Raw genomic sequence first — 17,879 nt, 5'->3', positions numbered from 1 at the left:
ATAAATTCTTTTATCCTGTTACCAAACTAAACAGAGTAGTTCGCCGCCAATATTTTTAGCCCTAGCTGTTGCTCCATCTAACACCCCTTGAGATGTAGAGAGAACGGAAATACCCATATTTCCGAAAACATAAGGGATTTTTGCTGCAGGAACATAAACCCTTCTAGAAGGTTTAGAAACTCGCTTTAATTGGCGTATCACAGGCCTGCGGTCATTGCTATATTGTAAAAAGATACGCATTGTGCGTTTACGATTCTCTTCCTTCACTAAATAATGAGCTAAAAACCCATGTTGCTTCAGGATTCTCACAATCGCTTCACGCATCTTGCTATGCTCCAAATCCACATACAAATGCTCTGCTTTCAAAGCATTTCGGATTCGTGTTAATAAATCGGCTATAGTATCACTTGTCATGCCCATTCTGATCTTGTATCTCCCCTATTGAGCCTTCTTAAAGCGCAAACCCATCAACTCTAAAAGAGTAGTGCATTCAACATCTGTTTGTGCTGTAGTTACCCAAGTAATGTTCATTCCTTGAGTTCTCTTAACGCGATCTAAATCTATTTCAGGGAAAATCTGCTGATCATCTAATCCCAATGAATAACATCCGCGTCCATCTCCTTTCATTGAAAAACCGCGGAAGTCGCGAATTCTAGGAGAGACTATATTGCAAAAACGATCCATAAAATCGTACATGCGCTGGCCTCGTAAAGTTACCTTAGCTCCAATGCCTTGTCCTTCACGAAGTTTAAAACCGGCGATAGAATTTCTAGCCTTTGTTACCAAAGGTTTTTGTCCGGAAATCATGGAAAGTTCTTCTAAATGAGCCTGGAAAAGGTTCTTATCTTTAGCTGCCTCAGCAAGACCCATGCTTATGACAATTTTTCTAAGAACAGGGATTTGCATGGTATTTCCATACCCAAACTTTTCTTGGAGGGACTTTCGGATCTCTTCAGTATATAGTTTTTTTAACCTGCTCATATTAACCTTTTCTCTCTTTCACAGAACGATATAGTTTAGAAGTGCCATCAGGAGACTTGTTCCACAACTCTCGTCCGTTTTCAGTAACCTTGACAGAAAGTTTTGCTGGAGCACCGTCTATACTTAAACGTACGTTAGAAACATGTATCGGAGCTTCAATACTAATCCTTTTACCTTTAGGATTTTCTTGACTACGCTTGATATTTTTCGTACGAACGTTGACTCCTTCAACGACCACTTTGTTTTTTTCTCTAAGACAAGATAAAACTTTACCTTGCTTTCCCTTGTCGTTCCCGGCCAACACATAAACCGTGTCGCCAACACAAACACTATATCTTTTCATATCTTTTCTTATCCTTAAATCACCTCAGGAGCCAAAGAACTAATTTTCACAAAGCCACGATCCCGAATCTCTCGAGCGATCGGACCAAAAATTCGTGTTCCTTTGGGATTTCCTTTCTCATCGATAATTACACAGCTATTAGTATCGAATCTCAAAGAAGAACCATCTTTTCTAAGAATATCGCGTCGTGTTCTAACAATTACAGCTTTAACCACATCACCCTTTTTGATAGAGCTATCGGGTTCTACATCTCTAACCGAGCATACAATGATATCACCCACTGTAGCGTAACGTCTTCGAGATCCGCCTAAAACCTTAAAACACTTTACTTTTTTAGCCCCGGTATTATCGGCAACTTTTAACTGACTTTCTTGCTGAATCATAACTGCATCTACCCAATGTTGCTAATCTACCAAACTAACTTACACGCTCAACAACACGCCATCTTTTCAATTTAGAGATTGGTCGTGTTTCTTGAATTTTAACTTTATCGCCTTCAGAAACATCTAAACCATTATGCGCGTAGTATTTTTTAGAGTCTCTAACAACTTTAGCGTACTGAGGATGGGAGTATATTCTTTCTACTCGAACAACTACGGTTTTATCCATTTTTGACGAGACAACAACACCAACTTTGGTTTTTCTAAGGCCTCTTTCTTCACTAGCCATCGATTTTTCCCTCTTTTTCTTGCATGACCGTCATAGATCGAGCTATGTTTTTCTTGTACATAGAGAACAAGTGCTTCTTGACTACTTTATTTTGTAAAGCAGCCTCGGCTCTTAAAGAAAAGAGAGCTTTCTTATTTTCATGGATAAACGCATCTAGCTCAACTAGACTTTTCTCTCTAAGCTCAGCTAATAACTTTTTCTTCGCTGCCATATTACTTATACCCTTTCAACCCGCTTTACAAAACGTGTTCTTATTCCTAATTTTGCCGCTGCTCTTCTCAAGGCATCCTGAGCATCTTCTCTGGAAACGTTAGCCACTTCAAAAAGAATTCTTCCTGGACGAACTACCGCCACCCAATGATCTGGAGCTCCTTTACCTTTACCCATACGAGTTTCAGCAGGTTTCTTAGTCACACTTTTATCTGGGAAAACACGGATCCAAACTTTTCCCTTACGTTTTAAATATCTATTGATAGCAACCCTGCAAGCTTCTATTTGCCGGCTAGTTACCCAACCTCTTTCCAAGGTCTGCATTCCAAACTCGCCAAAGTCAACAAAAGTAGCCCCCTTGCTTAGGCCAGCAAATTGACCTTTTTGCTGTTTGCGAAATTTTGTTCGTTTAGGCATCAACATAATAATTCACACACACTTGTTTACAACTATTGTGCAGCTGGTGCCGTAGCGCCAGTATTAGCATTAGCTGTAGAGGTTTTTTCACCAAGATTAATCCAAACTTTTACACCGATAATTCCGTAAGTAGTCTCTGCAGATGCTGTGGCGTAATCAATATCAGCTCTCAATGTATGCAGAGGAACGCGGCCATTTTTATACCATTCAGAACGGGCAATCTCAGCGCCTGCCAATCTTCCAGAAACCTGTATCTTAACACCAATAGCGCCGGCATCCATAACGGACTGCATAGCCTTTTTCATAGCGCGTCTAAAGGAAACTCGACGCTCGATTTGTCTGGCGATATTGTCTGCAACTAGTTTTGCATTCAATTCAGGGCGTTTAATTTCTGCGATTTCTACCCAAACTTCTTTACCAGTAAGCTTTCTTAGCTCTTCTTTTAAAAGATCTACCTCTGCCCCTTTTTTCCCGATAACTAGTCCTGGGCGAGCTGTTTGAATTGTAACTTCAATTTTACCGCTCATACGTCTTACAATAAAGCCCGCAGCCCCTTGACAAGAAGGTTTTTTTCTTAAATGTTCTCGAATTTTCACATCTTCGATAAGAAATTTACCAAACTCTTGTTTGTTTCCGTACCACAGGGAACGCCATTTTTTAGTAACAGCTGTACGAAAACCGATTGGACATCCTTTCTGACCCATAATTTCTCCTACCGCTCCTTCTCACCAACAATAACAGTTAAGTGACTGGTGCGTTTTAAAATTGGGGATCGTCCTCCCCGACTTTTAGATTTAGCTCGCTTATATACAGGACCTGCATCCACTCTGACTTCGATAACGCTCAATTGCTCACGTTTTACATTCTCATTGAGCACAGCATTAGCTACAGCGCTGTCTAAAACTTTCTTCAAACATCTTCCAGCTTTTAGCTGAGAAAAATTCAGCTGCTGCTGAGCTTCCATAACACTTAAATTTCTCATAAGCCCGGCAGCTAGTCGAGCTTTGCGAGGCTGAACCCGTATGTAGCGGGCGGTCGCTTTAAACATGACATGTCTCCTTTAGACTTACCCTTTCTTCACGGGATGACTTTTAAATATTCTCGTTGGAGAAAATTCTCCCAGCTTGTGTCCTACCATAGTTTCCGAAACAAAAACTGTTAGAAACTTCTTCCCGTTATGAACTTCGAATGTATGTCCAATCATTTCAGGGGTAATCATAGAACGACGAGACCAGGTTTTAATTGGAGACTTTTTCTCCAACAAGTTCATAGCACGTACTTTTTTTATTAGATGGTGATCAACAAAAGGACCCTTTCTTAACGATCTACTCATAATCCCTATTTCCTACGATCTTTAACTATCCACTTATTGCTTTTGCGCTTATCACGAGTTTTTAGTCCTTTCGTGACTTTACCCCAAGGAGTGCGTGGGATATAACCATTATGACGGCCTTCACCACCTCCGTGAGGGTGATCGACAGGGTTCATAGCAGTACCACGAACGGTTGGGCGAACGCCTTTCCATCGTTTTCTTCCTGCTTTACCATCAACACATAAATTGTGATCAGAATTAGAAACTTCGCCGATAGTAGCTTTGCAGCCTTCATTTAACATGCGAAATTCGCCTGAAGGCATTTTTAATGTAACATATCCTGGAGTCTTAGCAATAACCTGCGCAGCCAAACCTGCGGATCTTACTAATTTTCCTCCAGAGTTGGGTCTCATTTCAATATTATGAACGGTTGACCCTAAAGGCATGCTTTTTAAAGTCATACAGCAACCCAATTTGAGCGGGCTACCTTCTCCGGAGATGACTTCATCTCCTCTTTTTATGCCTTTTGGAGCAAGGATGTAACGCTTTTCTCCATCAGCATAATTTAATAAAGCAATATAGGCGGAGCGATTTGGATCGTACTCAACAGAAACCACCTTCGCTTCAATACCATCTTTATTGCGTTTAAAATCGATAACTCGGTACAGGCGTTTAACCCCTCCACCTCGGTGACGACAGGAAATGTGACCTAAATTATCACGGCCACCTGAACTTTTTTTGAAAAATGACAGCTTTTTATTTGGACGTACACTTTTTCTAGTTTTTTTCCCCGATAACTCGCCTTGTCTGGTCAACTCATCGAAAGCCGGAAGAACCAACTGTCTAGTCCCTGGAGTTACTGGCTTAAACTTTTTAAACATGTTTTTCTTCCCTCTGATAGATTACCCGATAGAATGGCCTTCATAGAAGGTCACAACTGCCTTCTTAAATCCTGCAGTCTTTCCTTTTCGTTTTCCACGAAACATTCGGGCTGGCTGAGGCTTCACACATATCGTGTTTACACTTTTAACTTTTACTTTTTTATCTGCATAAATAGATTCCAAAGCTTGAGCAATTAAAGGCTTAGTAGCATCACAAGATACAACAAATGTATACTTTGGATGCTTGCAGAAACTGCCTTTCTTTTTACCCTCACCATTCCCTAGACTCAAACCTTCTAAAGTTTTAGCCTTCTCGGTTACATAATGCCGTTTGATTACATCGTAAGGATCTTTCATATCCTAATTTTCCCTTTTAATCTTTCGTTCCAGAAATAAGATGCCCAGCGAGTCCTTTCAGGGCTTTTTCGGAAATCACTACATTGCGGGCGGAAGCTAGATCATATCCATTGATATTCATTCCGTACGTAAACCCGCGTACAGCCGACAAATTACGCAAACTTAATCTTAAACCTTCATTGTTTTGAGCATGATCTAAATCATCAATGAAGAGGATCCCACGACATTCCACATTACAAGATTTTAAAAATCTCAATGCTTCTTTTGTCTTTGGAGAAGCTAAACTACTTGTGAATACGCTGTCATCAGCCACAATTAATCGATTTGTTTGAATCTTTTGAGATAACAACAAACGAATCGCCGCTCTTTTTTCTTTTCTATTAATGCGAACATGTTGATCAAATTTAGGCTTGGGGCCGAAAACAACGCCCCCTCCACGAAACTGAGGAGAAGCTAAACACCCCTGACGGGCATTTCCTGTCCCCTTCTGTTTAAAAGGCTTTTTAGTAGAATGGCTGACTTCTGAACGATTTCTCGTACACGCAGACCACTGTCTCTTGTTGGCCCGAATAGCCACAAGATAGTCCTTCACTAATTGAAGCCCATTTCCTTCTTGAACAAAAAAGGCATCTGGCAATTCAACCTCTCCTGCCTTATTCCCAGAAAAATCAAACTTTGACAATAAAACCATTAGGACCTCTTCTGTATTACCCTTTTGCTCTAGAAGAACGTCTGATGACAACAACAGAGCCTCTAGGACCAGGGATTGCCCCCTTCACTAGTAATACTTTTTTCTCTAAATCTATTTTTACCACTTCTAAATTCTTAACGGTTACGTTGACAGTACCCATATGACTAGGACGTTTACTTCCAGGGAAGCATCGTCCAGGAGTTGATCGCATTCCTATAGAACCGGCATGACGATGGAATCCGGAACCATGAGTTTTAGGACCTCCACGGAATCCAAATCTCTTCATGACCCCTTGGAACCCTTTACCCTTAGAAACACCGCTAATATCTACAGAAGAGATATCTTCAAGGACTTCTAAACCAAATTCGTTTCCTAAAGAAACTTCATTAATAGCATCTTCGGAAAGGCGAACTTCTTTTAACAAACCAAAAACACGCGACCCCGATTTCTTAAGATGGCCGAGTTCAGGCTTGTTCATACGTTTTTCTAATGTTTTTTCTGGGACATTGATTTCATTTGCGCCCATCTGAATAGCATTGTAACCATCAGTTGAATCAACTTTTATTTGAGTAACAACATTGGAACCCACGCTAATTACCGAACACGCAACCAGATTTCCATCTTTGTCAAAGACATGAATCATGCCTTCCTTTTTTCCCATTAAGCTAAGCTGAGATCGCATATAATTACCCATTAACACAATGGTTGTTCACACTCAGGTGAGAGCAACCAGGCAAATCGTTTTAGCATTTTTACTCGTAGAATTCCCTAAAAAGAAAAGGAACCTTTTCCTTAAGAAAATAAAGGGACAGGTTATCAGAGGGGAAAGATTTTTACAATAAGAAAAAGCGGGAACACCTTAATGAGAGAAAGATAAAAAGTTCTTATAAAATTTTAGTTCGCTAATAAATAAAAAAATCGCTTCTAGAAAACCTAGAAGCGACTTCAGCATTGCCTTAAACTGACAAATCTTTTTCTTAAGAATTGACCCAGACGCTGTAAAGACCGAAACCACTGGATACTGTGACTAATCCCGCTTTTATTGCCAAGCGAACTGAAGCAGTAATTGGTAAAGCAATGAAATCGAATATATCAGCGATCAATTCAAATGCTTTTTCTAAAATTCCAAGTATTGTTTTTTTAACAGCTTGGTAGTGCGACTCTTTCAAGCCTTTAGACACTTGATCGTAAACTTCAGAATCCAGACTCTCTGTCATTTTAGAAGCTAACAATCCCTCAGAAGCGCGTTTATATACACGGTTTTCATAGAGCAAGGCTGCTGCTCCGCCGATAACCCCTGCAGCGTGGTTTGCTGTCATCATATAGGTTACGCTGTTACAAAATGCTGCCTTCACTCCTGAAGAGAGGAAAGGCTTGTGAGCAAGCTTGTTTGCCAAGAGCACCGGACGGCTGACACCAAACGTTGCAACGTAAGTTCCCGCGCCAACTGCAGAGCAACCTTCTTTAATCGCACCCAACACATGATCACCCTTAGTGAGATAAAGCTTGTTATAAGGCAAGCCTTTCTCAATACTACCGCAATCGTACTCAGTTTCTGGAGCAAAACATTTCTTAATATGATTATAGCAATTCTTTGAGGAAAGGACGAATCCAGGAATCGCACCAGTGAACACATTAGACAAGGCGACAACATTTCTAGCCGTGCTTAAAGTCGATGCAACGTTTTTACTTATCTGAAGAGCAGGTCCTGTATCACCTGTGCTTTCAATAACACCGCAGCTAAATTCAGAGACGGATTTAGCAAACTTAAATGCCTTATCTATATTTTTTGTACTTCCGACAAAGCGTGCTAAATGGTTGTTTCCATTCGTAACAAACTGCCTAATGCAGCAGCCTACATCGCCTTTCTTGGCTCCCTGCATAGCTGTTTGCATAAACACATTTCTACTGCCCACTACAAGGCTAGCCACACGAGGCATTGCAGATGTCATATTCACCTCCTCTAAAATTAAAAGATTTTTAGTAAAAGACAACTACTTTAGCCTGCAATTATAACACAATGGTGACTTAATAAACTAAGCTATCTTGACTAAGATCCAACTTTAATTAGTTGTTTTGAAAAGATAATTTCAATTTATGATTAGAATGTCCATTCAAAAAAGTTTTTGAATCCATTGCTCCCTTACCTTCGGGCTGGATTTCTTTTAGACAAATAGCCCCTTCAGCACAGGCAATAAGAAGCTCTTGCTGATCTGATACGATAACATCACCGGGGTTGCCATAAATGCCCTTGTTAGAAGCTAAGGAGGCTTTGCGAATAACCAAACGTTTTGCTGGTTTATCTTGATAAGAATAGAGCGTCCAGGCTCCAGGAGCCGGTGTAACACCCCGTATTTGAGCATATACCTTTTCAGCAGGATGATTCCAGAGAACAAACCCCTCTTCCTTCGATAACTTAGGAGCTATCGATGCTTTGGACGAATCCTGAGGCGTATGAGAGATTGTTCCGTCAGAGATTTGCTGTAAAGTTTTTATTAGAATTTCTCCGCCCTGAGCAGATAGAGCTTCTGCCAGTTCTCCTGCTGTCATGTCAGGGCCTACAGGGACATAGGATACGCCAGCGATATCTCCAGTATCCATGCCTGCGTCCATACGAATTACAGTATTTCCAGACTGTGTAACACCATCCATGATACAGCGTTGTATGGGAGCGGCCCCGCGGTACGCAGGCAATAAGCCCGCATGTAAATTATAACAACCGTATTTTGGGATATTTAAAACTACCTGACGCAAGATAGCTCCATAAGCGACCACAATAAACACATCGGCTTCAAAAGCCTTGAGTTGTTCAATAAATTGTGGATCTGAAGCTTTTTCAGGTTGCAAAAGGGGAATATTCTTAGATAAAGCCAGTGTTTTAACAGGAGAGGGAATCGGCTGAGACGAACGTTTTTGAGGTTTATCTACGCGAGTAACAACCCCTATAACATTAACATCATGATGCAATAAATCTTCTAAAACTGTAGCGGCAAACTGAGGAGTGCCGAAATAAATAACTTTAAGATTCAACAAGAGCTCCTTCCTTTTCTACGCTCTCATCTTGCAAAGCATCCTTATCAGCTCCACGCTCTATACCACGCTTACTTGGGTTCTGACAAAAATGAATAAAATTTTGAACCTCAGGAATGTGGCCGTATTCTTCTTGAGCTTCTAACAAAGATTCAGAGAAGCTGTCTTCGGAACGATAGACTTTTTTAAACACTTTAATCAAAGCTAAACGCGTCTCAAAAGGAACTTGCCGTCTTTGCAGACCAACCTTATTGATACCGCCGAGTTGGTATGGATTTCCAGTACCTATAGTGTACGGAGGAACGTCACGCCGGATACCACTTAAAGCTCCAACCATAGCGTGCGCACCAATACGAACAAATTGATGAACGCCTACCATGCCGCCAATAATTGCGTAATCCTCGACGACAACATGCCCAGCTAACTGTGCATGATTACTTAAAATCACATAATTCCCAATTGTGCAGTTATGGGCTACGTGCGCCCAAGGCATGATAAGACAATTATTTCCTATAGAAACTGTCGTCCCTTCAAATGTAGATGAAGTGATAATAGCAAATTCTCGAATCTCGCAATTTTCTCCTATGGTAACATAGGTTTTCTCCCCCTGATATTTTAAATCCTGAGGTTTATTGCCAATCATTGCGGATGGCCATATCGTTGTTCCCTTGCCAATAGTAGTGTGTCCATCAATATACGCATAAGATTTAACAACTACATCATCGCAAAGGGTCACCGTAGATTTAATAACAACATACGGCTCAATAACAACATTCTTTCCGATTTTAGCCCCGGGTTCGATAATTGCTGTTGGGTGAATGTTCGTCATATGTCTCCGTTAATCTAAAGATTGCTTATCTACAAGAGCAAAGCTCAGTTCTCCCTCAGCAGCAACCTGAGAACCCACACAAGCTCGTGCCGAAGCTTTTCCTCCCTTCGACGAAATCAATGAAAATTCAGCGCTCAATGTAAGAATGTCACCAGGTCTCACAGCCTGACGAAACTTCGCTTTTTGTATTCCCAAAAACAAAGCCAACCTTTTATTTCTGTCGTTTTCTAAAACCAAGCCTAGCAAAACTCCGGCTGCTTGCGCTAAAGATTCTAATATTAACACTCCAGGCATAATGGGTACTTCAGGAAAATGCCCTACAAAAAAAGGCTCATTTATTGTTACATTTTTTTGTGCAACAATGGATCGCTTCTCTAAATCATAAGACAACACCTTATCCACAAGCAAAAAAGGATAACGATGTGGAAGTAAGTTTAATAATTCTCGTAATTTAATTACAGGCGCCTCTTTCATCTGTCACTCATTTCTTAGGGTTGTAGCACTTCTAAAATTTTTCTACCCAAGGCAATGTTTGAAGAATGTCCTGACCCTACTGCGACAATATGAGCAACAAAAGGTCTGCCTACCAAAGATAGATCCCCTATCAAATCCAAAATTTTATGCCTTACAGGCTCGTCTGAAAACCGCAATTGCCCAAGACTAATGACACCATCATCTTTAAAAACCACGGCATTTTCCAAACACCCTCCTCTAATCAAACCTCTATCCATTAAGAAACACAGCTCATTATACAGAGCAAACGTTCTGCAAGGAGCGATCTCCTTACGGAAAGATTCTTCCGTAATAACGAAAGAACGGTATTGGGTCCCTATAGTCGGACTTTGAGGATAGTGTAAGGTGTAAGAAATCTTTAACTCGTCACAAGGAAATGCAGCGAGAAAAGTATCCTGGGACTGATAGTACACAGGCTGAGATAGTCTCGCAATGGGAACTTTATCATTCTGCGTACAAATACCAGCATCATCTATGAGCTGCATAAAAACGTGAGAGCTTCCGTCCCCTATGGGGATTTCCTCTTCACTACAGCGAACAATGACATTGTCAATATTACTTGAACGTAAAGCAGCCATAAGGTGCTCAACGGTAGCAATAACCGAATCTCCTGCTGATAAGGTAGTGCTGCGCCCTGTATTGTATACATGTGGGAGTAAAGCGGGGATACGTTCTCCTAAAAGATCGGAGCGGCAAAAGACTATTCCAGTATTTTCTTTGGCAGGTTCTAAAGTTAAAGTCGCTGACTTTCCGAAGTGAATTCCCACACCTGAATAACGTACTTCGCGCTTTAACGTTCTTTGAGCTCGTTCTAACATGCAAAAACCTGACAAAGAGTGTCCGTATATTATGCTTTTTCTTTTTTAGCAAGCAAGCGATATCCAAAATAACAACCAATGCATCCAATAGATAACAAAGACAAGAAAATCATTGGAAAATCTCCCCAAAATGCATACAAAGTTGGATAATTTTGCATAGGAAGAGATACTTGTAAAACTCCTGGGGAGGCTTTTCTATAACGCGTCTCATAAGGAAGCATTTTTATTACTCTCCCCAATGCGTCTGCAGCTACAGTAATTCCCGTATGGCAAGAACGAACACAGGGCATTCCCAATTCCTGATTTCGTAAAATCCCATGATAAAAATGCACTTGTGGCAACCTTGATGAGGGATACCATCCATCATTGGTTAGGTTGACAAGGAGCTTTGCTCCTTCTCGCTTATAATTACGCAATAGCATTCCGAAAGTCTCTTCATAACAAATAGAAACTCCCATTTTTGGTAAATTTTCTACCTCTATAACTCCGGAACGCGCTCCAGGGATCCGTTGACATGACAATGCATATTCTGGAAAATATTTCTTACAAACTGACCAGCCAATTTTTCCTCCGGGGATATATTCTCCTCCAGGAACTAAAATACGTTTATCGTATCCAATTAGCTCGCCATGTTGAGAAATACACTCTGCGGAGTTGTACAGATGCAATTTAGAATCTAGCTCTTCCCATCTCTCTAAACCCATAAGAATAGGACAATTAAAATGGTTGGAAAGGGCTTGCATCCAATCTACATTGGCTAATAGCTCATCTTGATGTTTAAAATGTGTCAGGGGGGAAAGTATTACCTGACTATCATCGTAAGGATAGACTTTTCTATCTCTTCCAAAGGGAACAGAAACTTCAGGGAAAATAAGAAGATCTACAGGTTTTCTTACAATAGAAGAAAGACTAACCAGCCTTTGCCAAGCCATTGCTGGGGATCCTGACCAGGGCCCTTCTAGAAGCATTGAAGATGCAGGCTGTATAACAGCAACGCGTAGGTTTTCTTCTTTTGAAAAAGTATTTTTGAGATATTCATAATGCACTCCTCCTAAAATATAAGGGAAAAGCAAACATCCCAACCATACGTATCGTGAAAAACACTTTCTCAACAATACCTGGTAAAAGCTAATTCCTGTAGCGACTAGGATAAAACTTTCTCCAGCCCAGCCAAAAAAACCTCCAAATTGGCGTCCATAAGCATTTGCGGTAATAGGCCAACCTAAATAGTCCAAGGACATTCCTGAACAAAGAAAATAAAATCTCACCATCTCCACGGCTACCCATAGACCAGGTAAACACCAAAGAATTTTCGTGTGTTTTTTGCGCACGATAAAAAACAACAGACAAGAGAAAGCTGTAAATAGCAGTGCTAACAAACTAATGAGCACGCCCCAAACTACGTAGATAAATTTCCCGACATATAAATCTGAGAGCATCCAAGAAAAATGCACTCCATATACCGTAACAGACCACAAGAATAATAGTGATGTCAGTTGCCTCCAAGATAGCTTGGGGCTCTTTTGAGGTTCTAAACTATACCACAAAAGTCCGTAACCCACGGCACTCCCCAATAGAGAAAAAAACCAACTCATATCGGGTTGAGCAAAGGCTATGAGAATCCAGGAACAAAGAAAACTAAGAATTCTGAACAAAGCGTTCCTATTTATTCATATTCAATCGAGATTGTCTACGCTGATCAGCCTCATCGTAGCGGCGTTTTTCTTCAGGGGTTTCTGGAACAACCTGATGCACAGGAGTAGGAGCATTATTCTCATCTACCGAAACAAATGTAAAATAGGCAGAGGTAATATGACGTCTTTCCTGCTTATAGATGTTCTCTGCCCATACTTTCACTCCAACTTCTAACGAAGTTTTCCACGTACGATTAACAGCAGCTTTACAAATTAGATTTTCTCCCATATAGGCAGGAGCATAAAAACGTAGAGCGTCCACAAAAGCTGTTACGCAAATTCCTTCTGTATGTCTTTCTGCAACTACAAGAGCTAAACGATCTAGTAAACTCATTAATAGACCACCGAATACGGTGTTATTGGTATTTAGATCGTTTGGGAAAATTTTATAGATATGGCCATCAATACAACTGAAAGATACGGGCTTTTTCTTAAGCATTAAAAATTCCCTCGGGAAGAGACAGCGCTTCCTACTTTTTGTTGGATAGTATCCTTAGCCCTAAAGAAAATCAAGAGATTACTTGAAACGATATTTTTGATTTCTTTAATAAATCGAAATTTAAAGATTTCAAATAAACTTTTTATAAATCAGATTTGTTCTATAATCCTATAAATGGGTTATTAACTTGAGTAAATCCTGTGCCTTTTTGCCGATGCTTAATTTCGTGTCTTATAGAAAAGAGTAGGTCGGCGTCAAAATCCATTTTAGATGCCCACTGTAGGTAAGATAAAGGAATTTCTGAGAAGCAGCGCCCTTTATGTTTACCTAAAGGCATATACTTCATCTTTATTGGTTTTGACAACATTTGCTTAAGTTGTTCTATGGTGCGGAAACGCTTACAGAAATGTTTGAAAATATTGATGTTAATCTCTACGTCTTTCATAGCGCGATGATTACCATCATAAGGAACATTGAAATGTACAGCTAAAGCTTCTAGTGAATTATTCGGGCTATCTCCGTACTCTTTCGCCAATCTTAAAGTATCGATAATGTAGTACTTAGATAAGAAACTCTCCCCTATTCTCTCAGCTTCTTGAGTTAAGACCTGCAAATCAAACCCTACGCTATGTCCAACTATGTAGTCTCCTTCTTTCAGAAAGGACTTAATTTTCGGAAACACCTCCGCAATCCTAGGCTGATCTTTTAACATTGCATCGGAAATACGGTGTATTCTTTGTGATTCTGCTGAAATTACACGGTCGGGATTGATCAGAGTCTCCATGGAATCTATCACCTTATCAAAAGTGAAACGCATTGCAGCAAATTCAATAATACGATCTTTTTTTACATCCAGCCCAGTCATTTCACAATCCAGGCAAACAAAAATCGTATCTTTTAGTAAAGTCATGATTCTCTTTTATTCCTTCAGCAATTTTAACATTATCGATGGTGAGGCATCTATGCTCACCTCTCTTTGAACAGCAGTTAGCACATTAATATGAATCTGTATTGTCTCTCGGAATCGCGGTAATGTTATTTTGTCCGGCCATTCCACACATAAAATATCGTCTTCTTCAGCATCTTGAAAAAGGCCTTGCTGATCCTCTCCAATAGCATCTATCCGATAAAGATCATAGTGGCAGATTCTTCGCGGTTCACTACCATACACATGTAAAAGAGAAAACGAGGGACTAGCAACTTCTTGAGCTAGAGTGTCCCCTAAATACCCTTGTACAATACCGCGCACAAATTCTGTTTTCCCTGAACCATAATCACCAAACAATAACAAAACAACTCCTTGAGGGACTATTTTGCCGAGTTCGATGCCTATGTCCACAGTTTCTTGAGCAGAATTGGTTACTCTTCTGTATCTACCCATTGACTAATATATACATGAAAGGCCGTATCGTCCGCTAAGCTTTCTACAAACTCAGCAATTTTGTCTTCCTCGAGAGCATCTTGTAGCAAAGATAAGAAAGTGCCTTCCAATTGGAACTTATTTTGATTTTGCACTTCTTCCAAAGTCATAGGACGTAAATATGTAGAAGTGAAGTCTTCTATAAGCGCTGGCAAACTATGGAACAATTTCCCCGTAATAGCGGAGGCAAAAACAGTTTTAACAATTGGCTCTTTAGGAGGGACTATGTACTCTTTGATCATATTTGGATCATCGGATACAAGGAAACGTTTTACACGGACACCACTTTGGCGCTCTGTATTTTGAGGGCAAGAGGATAGCCAATCATAAATAGCGTCTTGAGGATCAGCGTACACGTTGTCAGCAAATACTTTCCCAGTGAAAGGACAAATATAGATTCTTTTTGTGTGTTCGTTAACTTCTGGCTTCCCAGAGCGAATTTGTATCTCTGTTTCGCGCCAAATCTTTTTATCTTCCTCAAGAATTCGAATAGCATCTTCTGGAGTTTTAAAAATTATTTTGTCGCGAGCAAAAACCACAGGATTTATATTTAGAGCTTGTTCTAGATAAAATAAATACGTAGCCAACAATTCTGGTGCTTTTTGTTTTCCCAAAAACTGGAGAAGTTTCTGTTTGATACTTCCAGAAATATTCATGCTCATCCCTTTTTCAGCTAATGAAGCAAATTAAAAGCTTTCTTGGTTTACTGAAGAAAAACTGTTTTCTAAAACAATAAACTCAAGAATAGTTTAGTGCTGTTTCACATTAAATTAATCATACTAGCATAACACGAGAATTATGTTGAACATAAAGCTGCTAGCCTATTGCGCCCTCTAAAAAGATAATTTGATTATTTGCAATAAAGCAAAGAGTGGTGTTATTGTGGGGGTTTTTTAACTACGGCGGCATTTTATTAAATATGCCGCACTAAAATAATGAAGCCTAAGAAAAAATTAGAAAATAATTTTAATAGTTAGAATTTTTAAGCTCTTAGATATCTAAAGAACTCTTTCCTCTAGGATCTACTATGGAAGCTCCAGAACTTCTACTGGCCCTCACACAGGCGTCTAAAGCAGATCATCATCCTAAATATAAAACTATTCATCTCTTTTAATCTTCAACTTTAAATGTTTTATCGAACATATCAAAAGCTTCTTGAAGTTTTGGATGTTCGTTCGCATGTTCCTGTAAGAAAAGTTTGATTTTTTCTAGATTTTGAAAGAATTGTTTCATGTTCTCAGAAGTTTCATATTGTTCTGTTTCCATAACATTCCTTGAGAATTTTTAATCTTAAAATAGTCTTTAACAGACTCTCAAAGTATTTCAAATCAAGTGATTAAAAACAATTAGAAGACCTGACAAACATGAATAACCTATACAGAGGCATGTGAGGATTTTTCTAACACAAGCGCCTTGCATACATAGAGGTAGACGCTCTCTATTCATTCCCATTAAAGAACAGTGGAAATAGATAGGGATTTTTTCTCTTTTCCTTTGAAAAAGTTTCTGAATTGTGTTTTTTTTAACCTATGTCTACAATCTGCCTTCATGCAGCTATGGCGGAACCGGTAGACGCGCTAGATTCAGGTTCTAGTGAGCTTAGGCTCATGGAAGTTCAAGTCTTCTTAGCTGCAAGTAACATTCAAAATGAATCCCCCGAACTTATTGGAGAATTATGGTCAAAGTCGTATCTGCTGAAAATTTCAATTCCTTCATCGCCACGGGCCTAGTACTTATAGACTTTTTTGCTGAATGGTGTGGCCCTTGCAAAATGCTCACCCCTGTATTAGAAAGTCTTGAAGCAGAAGTCTCCTCAGTGCTTATTGGAAAAGTCAATATAGATGACCATCCTGCACCAGCAGAGCAGTACGGTGTTTCTTCAATTCCTACTCTAATTCTATTTAAGGATGGGAAAGAGGTTGATCGTGTAGTCGGACTAAAAGATAAGGATTCTTTGATTAGGTTAATTAATCAGCACTCTTAATCCCCATTGCGGATACAAGCACTTTGATTATTTTGTCGAACTGCTTCAAAAAGTACTACGCCCACAGTTGTTGCCAAATTCAAAGATCTGATACCAGGCCGCATTGGTAGGTAATAACAGTGGTTGTAGTATTTCTTTAATACGTCTTCTGGCAATCCTTTTGATTCAGAACCAAAAACATACACACCATCCATAGGGAGAGAAACATCCCCATAGTATTGTGATCCTTTGGTTGAAAGACAAAAAACCTTGTTTTGATCTACTCCGGATAAAGCTTCGTCTAAAGAGTCTACAACAGATAGATTAACCTTATCCCAGTAATCCATCCCTGCGCGCTTAACAAATTTATCCAATAAAGAAAACCCTAGGGGCCTCACTAAAATTAATTCAGCACCTAGAGCTATACACGTTCTTCCTATATTCCCCGTGTTCTGGGGAATATCAGGATTATAAAGAACTACTTTCATGAGGCAGTGTTTTCATTCTCTGTGTTTTGTGCTGCTACAGAATCATCTGTAGTTTCGATTAAATTGATTTCAAAAATCAATAAAGAGTTCGGAGGCAGTTGGCCAGAAGTTCCATAAGCAAGATCAGGATGGATGTAAAGGATACGAGTTTCACCTTCTTTCATTCCCTGCATACCTAAAGCAAATCCAGGTATTGTTTGTGCTAGAGGAAGAAGAATAGGCTCTTTATTAGCTTCTGAGCTACTAAATACCTGACCATCGATAAAAGTCCCCTTGTAGTGAAGAAGCGCTGAAGGCTTACCTGAAATAGCTCTCCCTGTACCTTCTTTGACAATGCGGTATTGCAGTTTATCAGCTTGTACTTCGACAACACCTGAATTTTTCTTATTTTCTTGTAGGAATCTTTCTGCCAAGGAGAGATTTTCCTTCGCTTTTTTCTCGAAAACTAATTTCTGTATTTCTGCCATTTTTTCCTCATATTCTGATTCAGTTAAAGGTGCGCTTTTGCATTCTAGCTCACCTTGCAATCCTTTAGCAACCTCAGCGATATCCATCATGATATCTTCTGATTTGCGTAACTGTCTTGCGAGCAAATGACCGAAAGTACGCGATATCTGTTGATTTACAGAAAGTTGCGAATCGTTGGCAGCGCTTTTCTCCTCAACTTGTGCTATTTGGTTCCCTCTTTGAGAACTTGAATCACAGGAAGCAATGGAAAAGGACACAACCATTGTTATTATCATTAAATGCCATCGTTTTTTCATATTTTCTCTCCTATGGTTGTAGCCTAGACACTCACCTTATAGGGTGCCATGCACCTAAAA

Annotated in this window: 28 protein-coding genes and 1 tRNA gene; 2 read left to right on the top strand and 27 right to left on the bottom strand. The window is 39.8% G+C overall.

Annotated elements, in window-relative coordinates; translation table 11 throughout:
- Window positions 1-18: 18 nt before the first annotated feature.
- The 25 genes from rpsH to CCA_RS05350 all read right to left on the bottom strand — a co-directional run bounded on the left by rpsH (window position 19) and on the right by CCA_RS05350 (window position 15,870).
- On the bottom strand, window positions 19-420 hold the full coding sequence (gene rpsH, locus CCA_RS00560) for a 30S ribosomal protein S8 (RefSeq protein WP_011006079.1): 402 nt from the start codon (window positions 418-420) through the stop codon (window positions 19-21).
- An 18-nt stretch (window positions 421-438) separates the two neighbouring features.
- On the bottom strand, window positions 439-981 hold the full coding sequence (gene rplE, locus CCA_RS00555) for a 50S ribosomal protein L5 (protein ID WP_011006078.1): 543 nt from the start codon (window positions 979-981) through the stop codon (window positions 439-441).
- 1 nt (window position 982) lies between these two features.
- Window positions 983-1,324, bottom strand: coding sequence for a 50S ribosomal protein L24 (gene rplX / locus CCA_RS00550; RefSeq protein WP_011006077.1), 342 nt, complete (start codon window positions 1,322-1,324; stop codon window positions 983-985).
- A gap of 14 nt (window positions 1,325-1,338) precedes the next feature.
- The gene (rplN, locus tag CCA_RS00545) at window positions 1,339-1,707 is read right to left on the bottom strand and encodes a 50S ribosomal protein L14 (protein WP_011006076.1); all 369 of its coding nucleotides are present in this window, start codon (window positions 1,705-1,707) and stop codon (window positions 1,339-1,341) included.
- A 34-nt stretch (window positions 1,708-1,741) separates the two neighbouring features.
- Window positions 1,742-1,993 (bottom strand): 30S ribosomal protein S17, encoded by a 252-nt coding sequence (gene rpsQ, locus CCA_RS00540; RefSeq protein ID WP_011006075.1) that lies wholly within the window; start codon window positions 1,991-1,993, stop codon window positions 1,742-1,744.
- Window positions 1,986-2,204: a 50S ribosomal protein L29 gene (gene rpmC / locus CCA_RS00535; protein ID WP_011006074.1), complete on the bottom strand. Its 219-nt coding sequence runs from the start codon at window positions 2,202-2,204 to the stop codon at window positions 1,986-1,988. The genes rpsQ and rpmC overlap by 8 nt, the downstream gene beginning before the upstream one ends.
- A 5-nt stretch (window positions 2,205-2,209) precedes the next feature.
- Window positions 2,210-2,626 (bottom strand): 50S ribosomal protein L16, encoded by a 417-nt coding sequence (gene rplP / locus CCA_RS00530; RefSeq protein WP_011006073.1) that lies wholly within the window; start codon window positions 2,624-2,626, stop codon window positions 2,210-2,212.
- 26 nt (window positions 2,627-2,652) lie between these two features.
- Window positions 2,653-3,324, bottom strand: a complete 672-nt coding sequence (rpsC, locus tag CCA_RS00525; protein ID WP_011006072.1) for a 30S ribosomal protein S3 — start codon at window positions 3,322-3,324, stop codon at window positions 2,653-2,655.
- An 8-nt stretch (window positions 3,325-3,332) separates the two neighbouring features.
- The gene (gene rplV, locus CCA_RS00520; RefSeq protein WP_011006071.1) at window positions 3,333-3,668 is read right to left on the bottom strand and encodes a 50S ribosomal protein L22; all 336 of its coding nucleotides are present in this window, start codon (window positions 3,666-3,668) and stop codon (window positions 3,333-3,335) included.
- Window positions 3,669-3,686: 18 nt separating this feature from the next.
- Window positions 3,687-3,953, bottom strand: coding sequence for a 30S ribosomal protein S19 (rpsS, locus tag CCA_RS00515; protein WP_011006070.1), 267 nt, complete (start codon window positions 3,951-3,953; stop codon window positions 3,687-3,689).
- Window positions 3,954-3,958: 5 nt separating this feature from the next.
- Window positions 3,959-4,813 carry a 50S ribosomal protein L2 gene (gene rplB / locus CCA_RS00510; protein ID WP_011006069.1) on the bottom strand — a complete coding sequence of 285 codons (855 nt, stop codon included), beginning with the start codon at window positions 4,811-4,813 and terminating at the stop codon, window positions 3,959-3,961.
- Window positions 4,814-4,834: 21 nt separating this feature from the next.
- On the bottom strand, window positions 4,835-5,170 hold the full coding sequence (locus CCA_RS00505) for a 50S ribosomal protein L23 (RefSeq protein WP_011006068.1): 336 nt from the start codon (window positions 5,168-5,170) through the stop codon (window positions 4,835-4,837).
- Window positions 5,171-5,186: 16 nt separating this feature from the next.
- A complete protein-coding gene (rplD, locus tag CCA_RS00500) occupies window positions 5,187-5,861 on the bottom strand; it encodes a 50S ribosomal protein L4 (RefSeq protein ID WP_011006067.1) in 675 nt (224 codons plus the stop codon).
- Window positions 5,862-5,877: 16 nt separating this feature from the next.
- Window positions 5,878-6,543 (bottom strand): 50S ribosomal protein L3, encoded by a 666-nt coding sequence (gene rplC / locus CCA_RS00495; protein ID WP_011006066.1) that lies wholly within the window; start codon window positions 6,541-6,543, stop codon window positions 5,878-5,880.
- Between the two features lie 295 nt (window positions 6,544-6,838).
- Window positions 6,839-7,813: a hypothetical protein gene (locus CCA_RS00490; protein WP_011006065.1), complete on the bottom strand. Its 975-nt coding sequence runs from the start codon at window positions 7,811-7,813 to the stop codon at window positions 6,839-6,841.
- Window positions 7,814-7,928: 115 nt separating this feature from the next.
- Window positions 7,929-8,891, bottom strand: coding sequence for a methionyl-tRNA formyltransferase (gene fmt / locus CCA_RS00485; RefSeq protein ID WP_041462192.1), 963 nt, complete (start codon window positions 8,889-8,891; stop codon window positions 7,929-7,931).
- Window positions 8,881-9,720 (bottom strand): acyl-ACP--UDP-N-acetylglucosamine O-acyltransferase, encoded by an 840-nt coding sequence (gene lpxA / locus CCA_RS00480; RefSeq protein WP_011006063.1) that lies wholly within the window; start codon window positions 9,718-9,720, stop codon window positions 8,881-8,883. Before lpxA ends, fmt begins: the two co-directional genes overlap by 11 nt.
- Before the next feature lie 9 nt (window positions 9,721-9,729).
- On the bottom strand, window positions 9,730-10,194 hold the full coding sequence (gene fabZ, locus CCA_RS00475) for a 3-hydroxyacyl-ACP dehydratase FabZ (protein ID WP_011006062.1): 465 nt from the start codon (window positions 10,192-10,194) through the stop codon (window positions 9,730-9,732).
- 14 nt (window positions 10,195-10,208) lie between these two features.
- Window positions 10,209-11,051 (bottom strand): UDP-3-O-acyl-N-acetylglucosamine deacetylase, encoded by an 843-nt coding sequence (gene lpxC, locus CCA_RS00470; protein ID WP_041462191.1) that lies wholly within the window; start codon window positions 11,049-11,051, stop codon window positions 10,209-10,211.
- Between the two features lie 29 nt (window positions 11,052-11,080).
- Entirely contained in the window at window positions 11,081-12,706 is a 1,626-nt protein-coding gene (lnt, locus tag CCA_RS00465; RefSeq protein ID WP_011006060.1) for an apolipoprotein N-acyltransferase, read from the bottom strand.
- 7 nt (window positions 12,707-12,713) lie between these two features.
- The gene (locus tag CCA_RS00460) at window positions 12,714-13,184 is read right to left on the bottom strand and encodes an acyl-CoA thioesterase (protein WP_011006059.1); all 471 of its coding nucleotides are present in this window, start codon (window positions 13,182-13,184) and stop codon (window positions 12,714-12,716) included.
- Window positions 13,185-13,344: 160 nt separating this feature from the next.
- Entirely contained in the window at window positions 13,345-14,094 is a 750-nt protein-coding gene (locus CCA_RS00455) for a putative quorum-sensing-regulated virulence factor (RefSeq protein ID WP_011006058.1), read from the bottom strand.
- Between the two features lie 9 nt (window positions 14,095-14,103).
- The gene (gene tsaE / locus CCA_RS00450; protein WP_011006057.1) at window positions 14,104-14,565 is read right to left on the bottom strand and encodes a tRNA (adenosine(37)-N6)-threonylcarbamoyltransferase complex ATPase subunit type 1 TsaE; all 462 of its coding nucleotides are present in this window, start codon (window positions 14,563-14,565) and stop codon (window positions 14,104-14,106) included.
- On the bottom strand, window positions 14,544-15,260 hold the full coding sequence (locus CCA_RS00445) for a DUF2709 domain-containing protein (protein WP_011006056.1): 717 nt from the start codon (window positions 15,258-15,260) through the stop codon (window positions 14,544-14,546). Before CCA_RS00445 ends, tsaE begins: the two co-directional genes overlap by 22 nt.
- A gap of 454 nt (window positions 15,261-15,714) precedes the next feature.
- The gene (locus CCA_RS05350) at window positions 15,715-15,870 is read right to left on the bottom strand and encodes a hypothetical protein (RefSeq protein WP_011006055.1); all 156 of its coding nucleotides are present in this window, start codon (window positions 15,868-15,870) and stop codon (window positions 15,715-15,717) included.
- A gap of 284 nt (window positions 15,871-16,154) precedes the next feature.
- Between CCA_RS05350 and CCA_RS00440 the strand changes: the two genes are divergently transcribed.
- Window positions 16,155-16,238 (top strand) — tRNA-Leu (locus CCA_RS00440).
- 41 nt (window positions 16,239-16,279) lie between these two features.
- Window positions 16,280-16,588: a thioredoxin gene (gene trxA, locus CCA_RS00435; protein ID WP_011006053.1), complete on the top strand. Its 309-nt coding sequence runs from the start codon at window positions 16,280-16,282 to the stop codon at window positions 16,586-16,588.
- Here trxA and CCA_RS00430 read toward each other — a convergent pair.
- Both CCA_RS00430 and CCA_RS00425 read right to left on the bottom strand, forming a co-directional pair.
- A complete protein-coding gene (locus CCA_RS00430; RefSeq protein WP_011006052.1) occupies window positions 16,585-17,055 on the bottom strand; it encodes a tRNA (cytidine(34)-2'-O)-methyltransferase in 471 nt (156 codons plus the stop codon). The two genes, trxA and CCA_RS00430, sit on opposite strands and share 4 nt — an antisense overlap.
- Window positions 17,052-17,819: an FKBP-type peptidyl-prolyl cis-trans isomerase gene (locus CCA_RS00425; protein WP_011006051.1), complete on the bottom strand. Its 768-nt coding sequence runs from the start codon at window positions 17,817-17,819 to the stop codon at window positions 17,052-17,054. The genes CCA_RS00430 and CCA_RS00425 overlap by 4 nt, the downstream gene beginning before the upstream one ends.
- Window positions 17,820-17,879 lie beyond the last annotated feature (60 nt).

This window comes from Chlamydia caviae GPIC, from assembly GCF_000007605.1.
GTDB classification, from domain to species: Bacteria; Chlamydiota; Chlamydiia; order Chlamydiales; family Chlamydiaceae; genus Chlamydia; species Chlamydia caviae.
Note: the sequence above shows the minus strand (reverse complement) of the source record. Positions and strands in the feature narration are given on the sequence as shown.

Excerpts from the sequence above, each read along its gene's own strand:
- rplN (WP_011006076.1), bottom strand. The coding sequence starts at position 1,707 with ATGATTCAGCAAGAAAGTCAGTTAAAAGTTGCCGATAATACCGGGGCT.
- CCA_RS00445 (WP_011006056.1), bottom strand. The coding sequence starts at position 15,260 with ATGAATATTTCTGGAAGTATCAAACAGAAACTTCTCCAGTTTTTGGGA.
- CCA_RS00505 (WP_011006068.1), bottom strand. The coding sequence starts at position 5,170 with ATGAAAGATCCTTACGATGTAATCAAACGGCATTATGTAACCGAGAAG.
- rplX (WP_011006077.1), bottom strand. The coding sequence starts at position 1,324 with ATGAAAAGATATAGTGTTTGTGTTGGCGACACGGTTTATGTGTTGGCC.
- CCA_RS00425 (WP_011006051.1), bottom strand. The coding sequence starts at position 17,819 with ATGAAAAAACGATGGCATTTAATGATAATAACAATGGTTGTGTCCTTT.
- tsaE (WP_011006057.1), bottom strand. The coding sequence starts at position 14,565 with ATGGGTAGATACAGAAGAGTAACCAATTCTGCTCAAGAAACTGTGGAC.
- rpmC (WP_011006074.1), bottom strand. The coding sequence starts at position 2,204 with ATGGCAGCGAAGAAAAAGTTATTAGCTGAGCTTAGAGAGAAAAGTCTA.
- rpsC (WP_011006072.1), bottom strand. The coding sequence starts at position 3,324 with ATGGGTCAGAAAGGATGTCCAATCGGTTTTCGTACAGCTGTTACTAAA.
- rplB (WP_011006069.1), bottom strand. The coding sequence starts at position 4,813 with ATGTTTAAAAAGTTTAAGCCAGTAACTCCAGGGACTAGACAGTTGGTT.
- rpsQ (WP_011006075.1), bottom strand. The coding sequence starts at position 1,993 with ATGGCTAGTGAAGAAAGAGGCCTTAGAAAAACCAAAGTTGGTGTTGTT.
- fabZ (WP_011006062.1), bottom strand. The coding sequence starts at position 10,194 with ATGAAAGAGGCGCCTGTAATTAAATTACGAGAATTATTAAACTTACTT.
- rplE (WP_011006078.1), bottom strand. The coding sequence starts at position 981 with ATGAGCAGGTTAAAAAAACTATATACTGAAGAGATCCGAAAGTCCCTC.
- CCA_RS00430 (WP_011006052.1), bottom strand. The coding sequence starts at position 17,055 with ATGAAAGTAGTTCTTTATAATCCTGATATTCCCCAGAACACGGGGAAT.
- rpsS (WP_011006070.1), bottom strand. The coding sequence starts at position 3,953 with ATGAGTAGATCGTTAAGAAAGGGTCCTTTTGTTGATCACCATCTAATA.
- CCA_RS00490 (WP_011006065.1), bottom strand. The coding sequence starts at position 7,813 with ATGACATCTGCAATGCCTCGTGTGGCTAGCCTTGTAGTGGGCAGTAGA.
- lpxC (WP_041462191.1), bottom strand. The coding sequence starts at position 11,051 with ATGTTAGAACGAGCTCAAAGAACGTTAAAGCGCGAAGTACGTTATTCA.
- rpsH (WP_011006079.1), bottom strand. The coding sequence starts at position 420 with ATGGGCATGACAAGTGATACTATAGCCGATTTATTAACACGAATCCGA.
- CCA_RS05350 (WP_011006055.1), bottom strand. The coding sequence starts at position 15,870 with ATGGAAACAGAACAATATGAAACTTCTGAGAACATGAAACAATTCTTT.
- CCA_RS00460 (WP_011006059.1), bottom strand. The coding sequence starts at position 13,184 with ATGCTTAAGAAAAAGCCCGTATCTTTCAGTTGTATTGATGGCCATATC.
- lpxA (WP_011006063.1), bottom strand. The coding sequence starts at position 9,720 with ATGACGAACATTCACCCAACAGCAATTATCGAACCCGGGGCTAAAATC.
- CCA_RS00455 (WP_011006058.1), bottom strand. The coding sequence starts at position 14,094 with ATGACTTTACTAAAAGATACGATTTTTGTTTGCCTGGATTGTGAAATG.
- rplD (WP_011006067.1), bottom strand. The coding sequence starts at position 5,861 with ATGGTTTTATTGTCAAAGTTTGATTTTTCTGGGAATAAGGCAGGAGAG.
- trxA (WP_011006053.1), top strand. The coding sequence starts at position 16,280 with ATGGTCAAAGTCGTATCTGCTGAAAATTTCAATTCCTTCATCGCCACG.
- rplC (WP_011006066.1), bottom strand. The coding sequence starts at position 6,543 with ATGCGATCTCAGCTTAGCTTAATGGGAAAAAAGGAAGGCATGATTCAT.
- rplP (WP_011006073.1), bottom strand. The coding sequence starts at position 2,626 with ATGTTGATGCCTAAACGAACAAAATTTCGCAAACAGCAAAAAGGTCAA.
- rplV (WP_011006071.1), bottom strand. The coding sequence starts at position 3,668 with ATGTTTAAAGCGACCGCCCGCTACATACGGGTTCAGCCTCGCAAAGCT.